Below are 15,849 nucleotides of genomic sequence, written 5' to 3' on the forward strand. Positions count from 1 at the left end.
AGCATAAGCAATCTAGTCTGGAAAAAGACTATGACTATTGCGAAGAAATTATAAAAAAACACTCGAAAAGCTTTTATTTTGCATTTTCCAGATTGCCAGAAGCAAAGGCAAAAGCTGTCTACGCGATTTATGCATTTTGTAGACAAGCAGATGATAGTATAGACGAAGCAAGTACAGCTCAAGAGCAACAGCAAGCCTTAAAAAAAATCAAAGGATTACTTGAAGAATTTGAAAGTGGTCATGTACCAGACCTTCCAGTTTGGCGTGCACTAAAAGATGTCTTTGATACATTCGATTTATCGCTTCAGCCATTTTATGATCAACTTGAAGGACAAACGATGGACTATCACTTCAAACAACCCGAAACATTAAAGGATCTTGAACAGTATAGCTATTTTGTGGCAGGATCAGTTGGGCTAATGCTATTGCCTATTTTGGCTATTAAACATCATCAAGAATTAACTGAAACAGCCATATCTTTAGGTATTGCCATGCAGATCACTAATATTTTAAGAGATGTAGGAGAAGATCGACGTGAAATCGGACGAATTTATCTACCACGTGAATTGATGGATGAAATGAATTATTCTGATCGAGATTTAAAAAATCAAATGATCAATCCATCATTTATTGCTTTGTGGGAAAGGTTGGCTAAGCGGTCTGAGCAGTTGTACCAAATCGTTAAGCAAGACTTGACTAAATTCGACCAAGATAGTCAATTGCCCGTGTTAGTATCGGCTAATGTTTATGCAGGAATATTGGAAGCTGTCCGCAAAAACGGCTATGACTGTTTCAGTAAAAGAAACAAGACGTCATTGATAAAAAAATTATGTATTTATAGAGATGCGAAAGCAGTTTTGAAAGTATCAAATTAAGTAACGAAATGAAGGAGAGTTGAAGATGAGCGAAGCGGTAAGATCAAATGAACAAAAATCAGTAACCATCATTGGCGGTGGACTAGGTGGAATCTCAGCGGCGATTGCGCTTACTCAAAGTGGCTACCAAGTTAATTTGTATGAAAAAAATGATCACATCGGCGGAAAGTTAAATCGCCTTGAGGTAGAAGGCTATGGCTTTGATCTTGGTCCATCCATCTTAACGATGCCATTTATATTCGAGCGATTTTTCTTAGTCAGTGATAAGAAAATGTCGGATTACGTTACGATAGAAAAACTTGATCTACAGTGGCGTTCGTTTTTTACAGATGGTACAACCATCGATCTATATGAACAACTAGCTGACATGGATCAAAACAACACTTCATTAAGCAAGCAGGATTTAAAGGAGTATAAAAACTTTTTGGATTATTCCCAATCGCTTTATGAGATCACGGAAAAGGGGTACTTCGATAAAGGGTTGGACAATACAGTTGACGTGATGAAATTCCATGGACCGATTAAGGCGTTTAAAGGGTTTGACTTACTTTCGACAATGGCTAGTGCGATTGAAAAAAGAATCAGTAACCCTCATCTTGCAGATATGTTGAAATACTATATCAAATATGTTGGTTCTTCAGCTGAGGATGCACCAGCAATTTTAAATATGCTTGCTTACATGCAACATGATCTGGGGTTATGGTATGTACCCGGTGGGATGCACAAACTAGGTGAAGCATTAAAACGGTTAGCGCTTGAAGAGGGTGTTGTGATCCATAACGGGCAAGAAGTGATTCGTTTGGAAAAAGATAGCAAAAAGAATATTACAGCAGCTATACTGACGGATGGTCAACGCGTGCAGTCAGACTATTTTATTTCTAATATGGAAGTGATTCCGACTTATCGATATTTATTAGATGAAGATAAGCAAGACTTGAAAAAACTAGAGGAAAAATTTGAACCAGCAGCTTCAGGAATGGTTTTGCACCTTGGAGTAGACAAATTGTATCCGCAACTCGCTCATCATAATTTCTTTTTCTCTAATGACTCTAAAAAAAATTATGAAACTGTTTTTCATCGTCACGAATTGCCAGAAGATCCTACGATTTATTTAGTGAATGTTAATAAAACGGATGCTGAACAAGCACCTGTTGGGCATGAGAATATAAAAGTATTACCACATATTCCATACATCCAAGACGAACCGTTTACTGATCAGCAATATGCTGATTTGAGAGAACGTGTTCTGATCAAATTAGAAAATATGGGACTGACAAATCTACGTGAACATATTGTGTTCGAAGATATGTGGCTACCTGAAGATATTCAACAAACGTATTATTCAAATCGTGGCGCTATTTATGGTGTATTATCGGATAAAAAAGGAAATAAAGGATTTAAGCATCCTAAACATAGTGATCGTTATGATAACTTGTATTTTGTGGGTGGTTCTGTAAATCCTGGTGGCGGTATGCCAATGGTTACATTAAGTGGACAACAAGTAAGAGATATGATCGTTAGAAGAGACGCAAAATAAGAGACAGTTGAAGGGAGCTATAGGCTCCTTTTTGCGTAAGAAAAAGTCCCTTCTAGGTGAGGAGAATTTGATGCAAATAGCCCTTATTTTGAGTGTGATACTCATTGCACTAGCCTTATTAAGTGGATTCTTTCTATTGTGGAATCTACCTTATATTCCAAAAGCAAAAAAACAGCAACACGTTTACCCGGAGCTGTCGGTCATCATTCCTGTGCGAAACGAAGAAAAGAATATTCCGCATCTCCTTGATTCATTAAAAAAGCAAACGCTACAGCCTAAAGAGATTATTGTCGTAGATGATGATTCAACAGATAGAACGGTCGAGATACTTTCACACTATCCTGTGAAGATCAAACATAGAGACAACAATGTAGACGATACGACATTAGTTGGTAAAACAGTCGCATGTTACCGAGGTGCGAAAGAGGCTACGGGGGATTGGCTGATTTTTATAGACGCTGATACAACTTTCGATCATGAGAATAGCCTGTTGGCTATCTGCGAAGCATATAGAAAAGTAGAAGGCAAAGGTTTATTCACTATTCAACCTTACCATCGTACAAAAAAGCTCTATGAACATTTATCGGCGCCATTAAATATGATCGTCGTTGCTGGTATAAATGCATTCACCCCATTTAAAGAACGCTATGAAGTAGGCGGGGCGTTTGGTCCATTTCTCATGTGTTCAACTAAAGATTACGAAAAAACAGGGGGACATGAAAAGACACTAGACTCACATATGGATAATATTGCGATGACAAAACTCTTTCAATCAAACGGCTTACCAATCTTTAATTTTGGCGGGAAAGGTGTATTATCGTTGCGTATGTATCCAGAAGGACCAAAACAATGGCTGCAAGGATGGTCTAAAAGTGTAGCTAACGGCTCGAGTAACACACATCCTTCTGTTATGGCAGCCGTGAGTTTGTGGATTGCGGGCGGATTTATTGCTTTATTTATTTTATTATTGACGAGTTTATCCCAATGGTGGATAGGACTGATCATTAGCTTGGTGACCTATTTTGCATATGCATCCCAATTTGCTTGGCTTTCAAGAAAAGTAGGGAAATTTCCTCTATGGTTGTTTATCATTTATCCGATATTACTAGTAGCTTTTGTCATTGTCTTTACTTGGTCTTTTATTCAAGTGCATGTTTTACATTCAGTATCTTGGCGTGACCGTAAAATTGATGTCTGAATAAGGAGGAAATTATGATTCAAGTAGTAACACTGATCGTCATCAACGTCGTTGTCTGGTTCGTGATTCACTTAGGCATGTCGCTTATCCTTCTTAAAGCACCGAATCACTTTTTTGAGCGAAATGAATACTTGAAAAAGCTTTTCGCTACTCGCAAATGGGAAAAAGAGGGACAATTTTGGGAAAGTTATACCGCTGTTAAAAATTGGAAAGACAAACTTCCTGACGGTGCTTCTTTAATCGGGCTAGGATATAAAAAAAAGCATCTTCAATCAATCAGTGAGGTTGATTATGATCGATTTATATTAGAAACAAAAAGAGCCGAACTAACGCATTGGCTTATTTTACTGCCAGCACCCTTATTCTTTTTTTGGAATCCTCTAGGTGCTGCCTGGTTGAATATTATCTATGCAGTGATTGTTAACGTTCCTTTTATTATTATCCAAAGATATAATCGACCACGACTAGAGAGAATTCAAATATTGAAACAGAGAATAGAAAATAGAAAAAAATAGTGGAATCTTACAAAAGATAAGTGTATGATGATATTAGATAACTTATTAAAAGTAAGTAAGGAGACTATATATGAATGAACGGTTTAAATTGGATGCGGCTTCTAGCATTGGAACAGTTGTACTTAAAGTAAGAGATGTAGAAAAATTAGCAAACTATTATCAAGCAATAGGCTTAGTTTTATTTAGTTTAACGACAGAAAAAGCATCACTGGGCGTCAGCGGAAATGAAATGCCTTTATTGGAACTTCATAAAATTCAACAACCATTAGAACGAAAAGCTGCGGGACTATTTCATACAGCATTTTTATTACCGACGAGAAAAGATTTAGGTGACACACTCTATCGATTACTAGTTAAAAAAATACCAATTGATGGTGCATCGGATCATGGATACAGTGAAGCGATCTACTTGCAAGACCCTGAAGGTAATGGCATTGAGATTTATCGTGATAAACCAAGAAGTGACTGGGATATAAGAGAAGATGGTCGTATTGCTGGAATCACAATCGAAATGGATGCAGATGGTGTATTAGCTAGCCGAGATCCTGAAAGTACAATTGAAACCTTTCCAGCGTCAACAACCGTTGGACATGTCCACTTATCGGTTAGAAATCTTGAGGATACACAATCATTTTACCAGAAGATAGGATTTGACTTAACAGATCAATTTGGAGATCAGGCAAGATTCTTTTCTGCGGGTGGTTACCATCATCATATTGGAACAAATATCTGGATGGGAAATAACTTACCTGCGTTAACAGAAAAAGATGCTGGTTTGGAATCGTTCTCTATCTTGCTACCTTCGACAGAATCTCTATTGAAATTAAAACAAACTATCCAGAATTGTGGTATAACTATATTAGAAGATACTAATGTGAGTTTGTCTATATTAGACCCCAATGGTATTACTATCCAATTCAAATCTATCGGGTAACAGTATCTGTATCTTTCAACAGAATAAAAACGAGAGAGGATTGAAAAGAAGATGACTGTAGCAGATTACACGGTTAAGGATTTAAATGGTGAGGACGTTCAATTATCAGATTACATTGGTAAACCGATGTTAATCGTGAACACAGCCAGCCAATGTGGATTAGCTTCTCAATTGAAAGACCTAGAAGAAATTTACCAAGACTACAAAGATAAAGGATTCGTTGTACTTGGATTTCCTTGTAATCAGTTTATGAACCAAGAACCATTAGATAGTGGCGAAATCGCAGAATTTTGTCAATTAAATTATAATGTTTCCTTTCCTATGTTTGAAAAAGTAAAGGTCAATGTTGGAGAAGCACATCCACTTTTCAAATACTTAAAAGAAGAAACAGGAAACAAAATGATTAAATGGAACTACACGAAGTTTTTGGTAGATCAAAATGGAGAAGTCGTTAACCGCTATGCGCCTACGACAAAACCTGCAAAAGTGATCGAAGATCTTGTTACAATCATTTAACGTTTAATAATCTATCACAACAAGACCTATCTTATATACTGTCGGTTTTTAACTGCCAGAAAATAAGATAGGTCTTTTATGTTTCACTATAGGTTTAGAGTGGTTAGATAACGAATGAGATCTTATCGTTGTATCTCTTAAGAGAATATGACATAATTTTTATATAAAGCGTAAGGGGAAATGATATGACATCCGTAATGTGGTTTAGAAGAGATTTAAGAATAGAAGATAATATAGCACTATCGCAAGCATTTGAAAAGTCTGAAAAATTAATTTTATTGTTTCAAGTTAATCCAGAACAATTTTTAAATAATAGTATGAACCACGCAGCTTTTTTTACAAGTGTTCTCCATTTAAAAAAAGTGATTGAAGAAGAAGGGATGCACCTGCAAATTCTGTTTGGCGATGTCAAAGAAAGTTTTGAACAGTTAAAAGAAACTGTATCAGATTGGTCTGCCATTTACTTTAATCAAGATGAAAAAGGCTATGGTAAAAAAAGAGATGACGAAATGAGAGCCTTTTTTAAAGATAACCAAATTCAAGTACATTCATACTTAGACCATTATCTTCATGGGGCTTATGAAATCCAAAATAATGCTGGAGATCTCTACAAGGTATTTACACCTTACTACAATAAATGGATTGAATTAGACAAGCCAACACCGATAAAAGTAGAGATTGATTCACAGAAAGTTGTAAAAGAAAAACTATTTGAAGAAAACGAGCAAAAACTAGAGAAGCTAGTAGAAGATGCACAATTGAATATTGATTATAATCCTGGTACCGAAGCTGCTAAAGAACAGTTGAAAATCTTTATTGAAGAAAGACTAGATGATTATAAAATTGGTAGAGATTTTCCTAATCAAGACAAAACCAGTAGACTTTCTCAACATTTGCGTACAGGAGAAATTGGGATTCGAACAGTATGGGCTGCTGTTAAGGCTGAGACAAGCAATGAAAGCCAACAAACCTTCTTAAAGGAATTAGGTTGGAGAGACTTTTATCATATGGTATACGCAGCGAACCCTGAGCAAAAAGACAAACCGATCAAAGAACAGTTTGCACATATTCAATGGGATAATGACGAAGAACAATTTGAAAAATGGACACAAGGAAAAACGGGTTACCCAATCGTCGATGCAGCGATGCGTCAATTGAATACACTCGGATGGATGCATAATCGATTAAGAATGATCGTTGCTTCTTTCTTGACGAAAGATTTACTGATTGACTGGCGAAAAGGTGAACAATATTTCCAGCAGATGCTGACTGACTACGATCCTTCCAATAACATCGGTGGATGGCAATGGGCGGCTTCAACTGGAACAGATGCAGTGCCATACTTTAGAATTTTTAACCCCACAACTCAGTCTGAAAAATATGATAAATCCGGTGATTTTATTCGAGAATTTGTTCCGGAATTGAAAGCTGTTAAAAATAAATACATTCATGCACCTGAAAAAATGAGTCAAGAAGAACAAAAAGAAGTCGGTGTTATCATCGGTGAAGACTATCCGCACCCAATCGTCAACCACTCATATGCGAGAAAGCGTGCGATTTCTGTTTATGAAGAAAGTAAAGATATCAAGCATTAATTAAAAAAAGAAACGCTAAATGCGTTTCTTTTTTTTATGATTAACGCGTTCACTTTGTATAGTTACCGATTTTCATCATATTAGAAAACCCCTCTATGTGAAAAAACGACAGCATCAAGTTCTACTAAAGATGCAATTATAAAAGAATAGTCATTCATAAATATGAAAAGATTGAATTTTATTCACAAATATTGTTGACTATTTCACATACTTAGTTTATAGTTGAATTTGTAAAGAAAATAGGGAAGAAATATCCTATCTTGCATTCTCTCCTTCTTCCCTTTTATTTACAGAATCGCTAAGCAAGGCAGTGTTCAATATAGCGAACCTAGTGCCTGGTTAGCAACTACTACACGTACGGTCGTTGAATCCTCTGCGACAGTATAATTAATGACGGGTATCCCTTACCGGGTGACAGTAGAGAAAAAGGGTGTGGCCCCTTTTTCTCTCTGCACTCTTTTTACTTAGTGTATCTTCATATTATTTGAAAATGCTCTTATAAGAGTGTTGGGAGCCATATGTCATGAAAACGACACACTAACCGAGATAAAGCACAATAATTGTGCTTTATCTCGGTTAGTGTGTTTTATTTTTGTGTGTTGTGGTGTATACTATCTGGGGAGTTTCGTTCGAATAACCGCACCTTGGAAGGAGCGTAACGATGAAAAGAAAAGATCGTATACTTGATTACGTTGTATCTAGAACAAAAGGATACACTAAAAAAGAATTAGAAATGAAAGAAGGCATCACAACTAAAGAGCTTTCTGATGACTTAGATATATTGAGAAGTAATGTATCTAAAGATTTGAACGCACTCGTACGTGAAGGGAAATTATACAAAATCGAAGGTAGACCAGTGAAATACATCGATATTCGATTGATGAGACACAAACCGTTATCCAAACATGTTTCTAGTTACAAGGAAACTGATAAAATAACAGATACCGGAGTCCGTAGTTTTGATTTTTCTTCAGATGAAGATATTTTCCAAACAACGATTGGGGCAACAGGCAGTATGAAAAATGCTGTTGAGCAAGCGAAAGCAGCCGTATTATATCCCCCTAAAGGATTAAACACACTGATTACAGGGCCAACCGGATCTGGAAAAACGTTTTTTGCGCATGCCATGTTTCGTTTTGCTCAGTCGAATGGTATGGTAGATGCCGATAAAGAATTAGTAGTTTTCAACTGTGCAGATTACGCACATAATCCGGAGTTATTGATGAGTCACTTATTTGGCTATTCGAAAGGGGCCTTCACGGGTGCGATAACAGATAAAGAGGGATTGATTCAACAAGCTGATGGAAGTATGCTTTTTTTAGATGAGATTCACAGATTACCGCCAGAAGGTCAGGAAATGATTTTCTACTTTATGGATCACGGTACGTATAGCCGTATGGGTGAAACCGGTAAAACAAGAGATGCGGAAGTACGAATTGTTGGCGCAACAACAGAGGATCCTGGGTCGACATTATTAGATACATTTATGAGACGAATCCCAATCAACATTCATTTACCTTCATTTAAACAACGACCAGCAAATGAACAAATTGATCTTGTTAAACTGATGACAGGGATTGAAGCGAATAGAATCCAACGACGAATCAGTCTAACAGAAGACGTGGTTAAAGCGTTGATTACTAGTGTGGGTTATGGAAACGTGGGACAATTGAAGTCGAATATTCAACTAGTTTGTGCTAGAGGTTTTATGCATCAGATGCACAAAGATGAAGTGAATTTAACTGTTATCGATTTACCAGATGGTATCAAATCTGGATTGATTCAATTGTCTTCAGATAGAAAAGGACATACGGAATTATCTAAATATCTGGAACCAGAAATTATTGTTTCTCCAAACGAGTCCTTTGTTAAAATGAAAGCAGATGCCTATGAATTGCCTTACAATCTCTATGACATTATTGGAGATAAAGCTGCTTTATTAAAAGCAGAAGGCTTAGACCAAGAGTCAATCAACCATTATATATCGACTGATATCAACGTGCATTTAAAATCTTACTATCGCAATCATGGATTTTCATTCAATACCGAATCTAAATTAGCAGAGTTCGTCAATGTAGAAGTGATTCAATTAACACGAATGCTTTATGACTTAGTCAGAGATCGTCTTGGTCCAGAATTTCAACAAAATTTTATTTATGCGATGAGTCTGCATATTAGTTCATTTCTTAAGAAGATTTATTTAGGAGAAGAACGAAACATCAACCATAATATAAAAGAAATGGCGATCGACTTTCCGGAAGAATACGAAGTAGCTACAGAAATCAGAGAAATTATTTCAAATGAATTAAATGTCTCTATACCAGAGAATGAAGTTTACTACTTGACGGTGTTGCTTGTATCATTGAAAGACGAGCAAGCTAAAGGGAAAGTCGGTGTGATCGTCGCTACCCATGGTCATTCTACAGCTAGTAGTATGACAAATGTAGTTGAAGAATTATTGGATATCGAGAAACTTAAAGCGATTGATATGCCACTAGATATGCCTCCACAAACTGCCTATGAACGGGTCAAGCAGGCCGTGATCGATATTGATGAGGGAAATGGTGTTTTACTGCTTGTTGATATGGGATCATTATTTACTTTTGGAGAGAAATTAACAGAAGAGACAGGCGTGTTAGTTAAAACCATCGATATGGTCTCGACGGCAGTGGTTTTAGAAGCTGTTAGAAAAGCGTCCCTTGTTGATACGGACTTGACTACTTTATATGATTCGCTGAAAAAGTTTAGGGGTTATGTGGATACAGTTCAATCACCTCCGGTCGCATTCAATTATATTGATTCAAAACCGCAAATTATTTTAGCTGTTTGTGCAAGTGGAGAAGGCACGGCTAGAAAAATCAAAGAGTTAGTAGAACAAGCCATTGACCAACAAATGGAGATTGACTTGTCCGTGGTTGCTTGCTCAGTAGCGGAGTTAAAAGAAAAACGAGAACAATTGAAGAAAGAATACACCGTTGTAGCAACTACAGGTATACTGAATCCGAAAATGGATGCACCCTTTATTCCATTAGAACAATTTATCGAACGAGACGTCGAACAAATCTTGAAAGATATTTTTACGAATAATGAGGCATTACAGGCTAAGCCAGAATTAGACGAACAAAGTGCTAAGAAATTATGTCAGAATTTTATAGAAGAAAGTTTTACGTTTATCAATCCCGCTAAGGTGATTGAACCTCTTTGGACGTTTGCACAAGATTTTTATGCTTTATCGAACAAAGAGAAAGACCATTATGCTTTCCATATCAATTTGATTATGCACTTATCAGGGATTGTTGAGCGTGCAGTACTGAATGATGCACTAACGATTGAAAAGGATGCAGATGCTATCGAAGAACATCCTAAATATCAAAAAGTTCGTGTGATTGTTCATAGATTAGAGCAGCAACTAAATATCACCATTGACCATAGTGAGTACTTTTACTTATATCATTACTTGGAAAGTACTCAAAATGATATGAAAGACCAACAAATTGATTCATTATTTGAAGAATAAGAAGAACACTAAGACACACTAACGAGCAGTATCGGTAGTGTGTCTTTTTTAGTGTATTGTCAAAAATGCTGTTAAATGGGCTTTTTTACGCCGAAAAAGTTGGCACGCTTCTTGCTTATAGTATAGTGAGCACAGATAATCAGTCAATGGATAGGAAAAGTGGCCGCTCGAGCGAAACAGGTTGCGAACTTCATTCCATTCTCAGTGACTTTCGAAAGGAGGATGCCATCAGATCATAATGGAGGGTAATCACGTATGATGGATATCAAATTAGCCCGAATCGACGATCGGTTGGTACATGGACAAGTTGCAACGACTTGGACGAGGATAACGGGAATCAGTAGAATACTTGTCGTTAGCGATGAAGTAGCAAGTAGTGAGTTAAGAAAATTCTTACTCATGCAAGCCGCTCCGCCAGAAGTGAAAACAAATGTAATGACAGTCAGTAAGCTCATCGAAGTGTCGGATCATACATTATTAGACAATGTAAAAGTCATGCTCTTATTTACGAACCCGACAGATGTAGCAGAAGTGGTTGAGGCCGGTATCAATTTAGAAACAGTGAATATCGGCGGCATGAAATTTTCACAAGGCAAAAAAATGATTACGAATTTTATTTCTGTTGATGATCAAGATATCGAGGCCTTTAAATTTCTGAGTCTTCAGGGTGTTGAACTAGAGATTAGAAAAGTGCCAAGTGATCGAAAGCAGAGTTTAATTGAAATTCTCAAAAAAGTAGAATAAGCTTGCGCCATTATCCAAATGTAGTAAGTACTTGAGAAGACAGCATTATAGTGTATGAACCGTGTTCAAAATATAAAAGTGGAATTGGTTGATTTTTAAAAGGCTCAATCAAAGAAACTAAAAATAATATAGCGTATCTACCAATCGCTATAGGTAGGAGGGAACTCAATGGTAGGAATAATCCTAGCAAGCCATGGAGAGTTTGCAGAAGGAATATTGCAATCTGGATCAATGATCATCGGAGAACAAGAAAATGTAGCAGCTGTTACATTGATGCCGAGTGAAGGACCAGACGATATTCGGAAAAAAATGGAAAAAGCAATTGCTTCATTTGATACAGATGAAATTTTGTTCATCGTTGATTTATGGGGAGGCACACCTTTCAATCAAGCCAACACTTTGTTTGAAGCCAATAAAGATAAGTGGGCAATCGTTGCCGGCATGAACTTGCCAATGGTTATCGAAGCTTATACATCTAGATTCTCAATGGAATCAGCACACGAAATCGCATCAGCAATCATTGGTGTAGCACAAGATAGCGTTAAAGTGAGACCAGAAGAATTACAACCTGCTTCATCAACTGCTGCAGCAACAAGTAGCGAACCGAATCAGCCTTTACCAGAAGGAACAGTTGTCGGTGATGGAAAAATTAAGATTGGTCTTGCACGTATCGACTCTCGTCTGTTACACGGACAAGTAGCAACAGCTTGGTCAAAAGATGTTAATCCAACACGTATCATCGTTGTTTCTGATGATGTAGCACAAGATGATCTGAGAAAATCTTTAATCACTCAAGCTGCACCACCCGGAGTAAAAGCGAATGTTATACCTGTTGATAAGATGGTTGAAGTCTTTAAAGACCCAAGATTCGGTAAAACAAAAGCATTATTATTGTTTGAAAACCCAACAGATGTTGTTAGAGCTGTTGAAGGTGGCGTAGAACTTGAAGAAGTGAACGTAGGATCTATGGCTCACTCTGAAGGTAAAGTCATGATCAATAATGTACTTTCAGTCGATCAAAAAGATGTAGATGCTTTCGAAAAATTGAAAGAACACGGCATCAAGTTTGATGTACGTAAAGTACCAGCTGATCAACGTAAAAACATGTGGGATTTACTCAAAAAGTCTAAAATGACTAGAACGGTTTAAAATATAAGGAGGTAAGAATCATTATGGGTATTATATCTATAGTATTAGTATTATTAATTGCATTTATTGCCGGTGTAGAAGGTATTCTAGATGAATTCCAATTTCATCAACCAATCATTGCTTGTACATTGATTGGATTAGCAACTGGTCAACCCGGTGCTGGTCTTTTATTAGGAGGTTCATTACAGTTTATTGCTTTAGCTTGGATGAACATTGGAGCAGCCGTAGCACCAGATGCTGCACTAGCATCAATCGCTTCAGCTATTTTAGTAACAATGCGTGGCGCAAGTGTTTCTGAAGGTATTGCTTTAGCAATTCCATTAGCAATCGCTGGTCAAGTTTTAACAATCTTCGTACGTACAGCTACTGTAGCCATTGCGCATGCTGCTGATGGACAGGCTAGAGAAGGATCGTTTAGAAATGTAGAATTGCTTCACTTAGGAGCTTTAGTCTTACAAGGTTTGCGTATTGCAATTCCAGCAGGATTGATTTTAGCTGTTCCAGCTGAATTAGTAACTACCGCATTAGGTAACATTCCAGAATGGTTAACAGGTGGTATGGCAGTCGGTGGTGGATTTATCGTTGCCGTAGGTTACGCAATGGTTATCAACATGATGGCAACGCCTAAAGTATGGATTTTCTTCGCACTAGGTTTTGCACTTTCTGCAATTTCAGAGTTAAACTTAATTGCAATGGGTATTATCGGAACTGTATTAGCATTACTTTATATCCAATTCGCTCCTGAATTCAATCAAGGTAGCGGAGGCGGAGGAAATTCCGGCGGTGGAGATCCTCTAGACGATATCTTGAACGACTACTAGAAAAGGAGCGTTGAAAATTATGGCAGATAATATTGAAAAAAGTAAATATAAATTAACGAAAAAAGATCGTATGCACGTAGCATGGAGAAGTCAATTCCTTCAAGCTTCTTGGAACTTTGAACGTATGCAAAACGTTGGTTGGGCATATGCGATGATTCCAGCACTGAAAAAATTATATTCTTCAAAAGAAGATAGAGCACTGGCTTTAAAACGTCACTTAGAGTTCTTCAATACTCACCCTTACTTGTCTTCACCAATTTTAGGAGTAACCTTAACGTTGGAAGAAGAAAAAGCGGCGGGTAGAGACATCGATAACGCTGCGATTCAAGGGGTTAAAATCGGTATGATGGGCCCTCTAGCTGGTGTTGGAGATCCTATTTTCTGGGCTACGATTCGTCCAGTACTTGGTGCCTTTGCAGCTTCATTAGCTCTTGGTGGTAACTGGTTAGGGCCAATCATTTTCTTCTTGGTTTGGAACTTATTGCGTATGGGATTCATTTGGTACACACAAGAATTAGGTTATGTACAAGGTGGTAACATTACTCAAAACTTGAGTGGTGGCTTGATGCAGAAATTGACCCAAGGTGCTTCAGTTCTTGGTATGTTCATCATGGGGATTCTTGTTCCTAGATGGACTACAATGAACTTCCCGTTAGTACTAAGTGAAGTTGAATTAGATCCTAATGATGTTATCAATTTTGGTGAATTGGCTGATCGCTTCAATAATGGTGAAGTTTCTGGGGACGTTTTAAGAGATTTCGCAGAAAAAGTTCGTGGAGGATTAAGTACTTCTCCAGTGGACGTAACAACACTTCAAGATACTTTAGATCAATTGCTTCCTGGTATTGCACCGTTACTATTAACACTAGGTTGTGTGTGGTTACTTCGTAGAAAAGTTAGCCCAATCACTATTATCTTCGGATTATTCGTTGTCGGTATTATTGGTTTCGTTTTAGGAATCTTCGGACAATAATCATAAAAATAAAAATACGACCCTTCTTCGTTTTGAAGAAGGGTCGTATTTTTTTATGAATCAAATCGTTTTCGTTTAGATGAAGCTGGGATATTGAGCTGTTTACGATATTTTGTGACGGCTCTTCTAGAGATGTGGATGTTATCTTGAGCCAGTAAATCAACGATCTTTTGATCAGATAGTGGTTTTGCTTTGTTTTCTTGATCAACAAGTTTTTTTAGTTTTTGTTGTACAGAATGTGTAGATAAAGTCTCTTCGTTCTCATTCGATAAACTTCTAGACAAGAAGAATTTGAATTCATATGTTCCAGTAGCTGTCTGAATAAATTTCCCATTAACAGTACGACTGATCGTCGATTCATGAAGATCAAGGTTCTCAGCTAACTCCTTTAACTGCAATGGTTTTAGTGGGCGTGTCTGATCAAAGAAAAAATCTTTTTGCTTGTTTACAATGGCTGTGCCGACACGGAGAATCGTTTGATTGCGCTGCTGAAGGCTAGTTTGAAGGGCATCATATTCTTGCTTTTTTTCTTTAACATATGCAGTGACTTCCTCATCTTTGGTCTGAGATAGCTCCGTAACATACGCTTGATCAAATGATAAGAGAGGTGTATTTAGTTTAGCTTCTTGAACGATCAACTGCTCATTTTCAATTTGAACGATCAAATCTGGGCGAATCGTCATGTCCAGACTAGTCTGGAATCTCTCTCCGGGAGCAGGATCCAAGCGCTTAATATAATCGAACACAGTCTGAACGTCTTGCAACGATATTCTATACTGCTCAGCAATTGATTGCCATTTTCGGTCTACTAATGCTTCAAAGGATTCTTCCAAAATGATATAAGCGGTCTCGGGGGCATTTTCGTCTCGTTCTGTCTGTAACATCAGTGACTCTTGAAGTGATCTTGCTGCAATACCAGCCGGTTCAAGTTGTTGAAGCAAGACAAGTGCGTCAAGTAATAAAGTCTCATCAACTTTTGTTTCGGCAATGGCGCCTTCGAGCGATTGCTTTACATAACCTTTTTGATCAAGCTGATTGATCCACCAAAAAATCATTTCTCGAATCAAAGTATCTCTATAGGTCAGTAAAACTTGTTCAATTAAATAATCTCTTAAAGAGGTTTTGTTATCTGGAATCCAACTCATATCTTGTTCACCAGATATAGAATGTGATGAAGTATAGGGTATGTTAACTTCTATAAAAGGATTTTCTAATGCTGTTTTATTCAAAAAAGAAAGTAAGTCCTCCTGATTAAAACTGAGCATTTGTATTCTTTGTAGTAGAACTGGACTGAGTTGCTGTCGTTGAGAAAGATTCAGATGTTGATTCAAGTCCATTTTGCTCACTCCTTTTTAGGTGTCTGTTCACGATCTTATTTTTAATACGTCACTCTAGTTTACCACAAAAGAGCGAATAGAAAACAAAGACTCTTAGAAACGAGTACAGCAAAAATGCACTGTTTCTAAATAGAAACA

Annotated in this window: 13 protein-coding genes; 12 read left to right on the top strand and 1 reads right to left on the bottom strand. The window is 37.2% G+C overall.

The annotated features are described in order from the left end of the window. Positions 1-50 precede the first annotated feature (50 nt). The 12 genes from J5J05_RS09245 to J5J05_RS09300 all read left to right on the top strand — a co-directional run bounded on the left by J5J05_RS09245 (position 51) and on the right by J5J05_RS09300 (position 14,374). Complete coding sequence (locus J5J05_RS09245; protein WP_341868518.1) at positions 51-875, top strand: phytoene/squalene synthase family protein; 825 nt, start codon at positions 51-53, stop codon at positions 873-875. A 25-nt stretch (positions 876-900) separates the two neighbouring features. Continuing rightward, a complete protein-coding gene (locus J5J05_RS09250; protein ID WP_208560400.1) occupies positions 901-2,412 on the top strand; it encodes a phytoene desaturase family protein in 1,512 nt (503 codons plus the stop codon). A gap of 70 nt (positions 2,413-2,482) precedes the next feature. After that, entirely contained in the window at positions 2,483-3,610 is a 1,128-nt protein-coding gene (locus J5J05_RS09255) for a glycosyltransferase family 2 protein (protein ID WP_208560401.1), read from the top strand. Between the two features lie 14 nt (positions 3,611-3,624). Further along, positions 3,625-4,125: a glycosyl-4,4'-diaponeurosporenoate acyltransferase CrtO family protein gene (locus J5J05_RS09260; protein WP_208560402.1), complete on the top strand. Its 501-nt coding sequence runs from the start codon at positions 3,625-3,627 to the stop codon at positions 4,123-4,125. A 70-nt stretch (positions 4,126-4,195) separates the two neighbouring features. After that, complete coding sequence (locus J5J05_RS09265) at positions 4,196-5,059, top strand: VOC family protein (protein WP_208560403.1); 864 nt, start codon at positions 4,196-4,198, stop codon at positions 5,057-5,059. 51 nt (positions 5,060-5,110) lie between these two features. Then, the gene (locus J5J05_RS09270; protein ID WP_208560404.1) at positions 5,111-5,575 is read left to right on the top strand and encodes a glutathione peroxidase; all 465 of its coding nucleotides are present in this window, start codon (positions 5,111-5,113) and stop codon (positions 5,573-5,575) included. Positions 5,576-5,760: 185 nt separating this feature from the next. Then, positions 5,761-7,170: a cryptochrome/photolyase family protein gene (locus J5J05_RS09275; RefSeq protein ID WP_208560405.1), complete on the top strand. Its 1,410-nt coding sequence runs from the start codon at positions 5,761-5,763 to the stop codon at positions 7,168-7,170. 661 nt (positions 7,171-7,831) lie between these two features. After that, positions 7,832-10,687 carry a sigma-54-dependent transcriptional regulator gene (locus tag J5J05_RS09280; protein WP_208560406.1) on the top strand — a complete coding sequence of 952 codons (2,856 nt, stop codon included), beginning with the start codon at positions 7,832-7,834 and terminating at the stop codon, positions 10,685-10,687. A gap of 258 nt (positions 10,688-10,945) precedes the next feature. Further along, positions 10,946-11,431 carry a mannose/fructose/sorbose PTS transporter subunit IIB gene (locus J5J05_RS09285; protein ID WP_208560438.1) on the top strand — a complete coding sequence of 162 codons (486 nt, stop codon included), beginning with the start codon at positions 10,946-10,948 and terminating at the stop codon, positions 11,429-11,431. Positions 11,432-11,599: 168 nt separating this feature from the next. Next, the gene (locus J5J05_RS09290; protein ID WP_208560407.1) at positions 11,600-12,580 is read left to right on the top strand and encodes a mannose/fructose/sorbose PTS transporter subunit IIB; all 981 of its coding nucleotides are present in this window, start codon (positions 11,600-11,602) and stop codon (positions 12,578-12,580) included. Positions 12,581-12,603: 23 nt separating this feature from the next. Beyond that, the gene (locus J5J05_RS09295) at positions 12,604-13,401 is read left to right on the top strand and encodes a PTS mannose/fructose/sorbose transporter subunit IIC (RefSeq protein WP_208560408.1); all 798 of its coding nucleotides are present in this window, start codon (positions 12,604-12,606) and stop codon (positions 13,399-13,401) included. A gap of 19 nt (positions 13,402-13,420) precedes the next feature. Continuing rightward, a complete protein-coding gene (locus tag J5J05_RS09300) occupies positions 13,421-14,374 on the top strand; it encodes a PTS system mannose/fructose/sorbose family transporter subunit IID (protein ID WP_208560409.1) in 954 nt (317 codons plus the stop codon). Between the two features lie 53 nt (positions 14,375-14,427). Here the strand turns inward: J5J05_RS09300 and rpoN are convergent, their stop codons facing one another. Beyond that, positions 14,428-15,711 carry an RNA polymerase factor sigma-54 gene (gene rpoN / locus J5J05_RS09305; protein ID WP_208560410.1) on the bottom strand — a complete coding sequence of 428 codons (1,284 nt, stop codon included), beginning with the start codon at positions 15,709-15,711 and terminating at the stop codon, positions 14,428-14,430. Positions 15,712-15,849 lie beyond the last annotated feature (138 nt).

Source organism: Marinilactibacillus kalidii, from assembly GCF_017599325.1.
Lineage (GTDB): Bacteria > Bacillota > Bacilli > Lactobacillales > Carnobacteriaceae_A > Marinilactibacillus > Marinilactibacillus kalidii.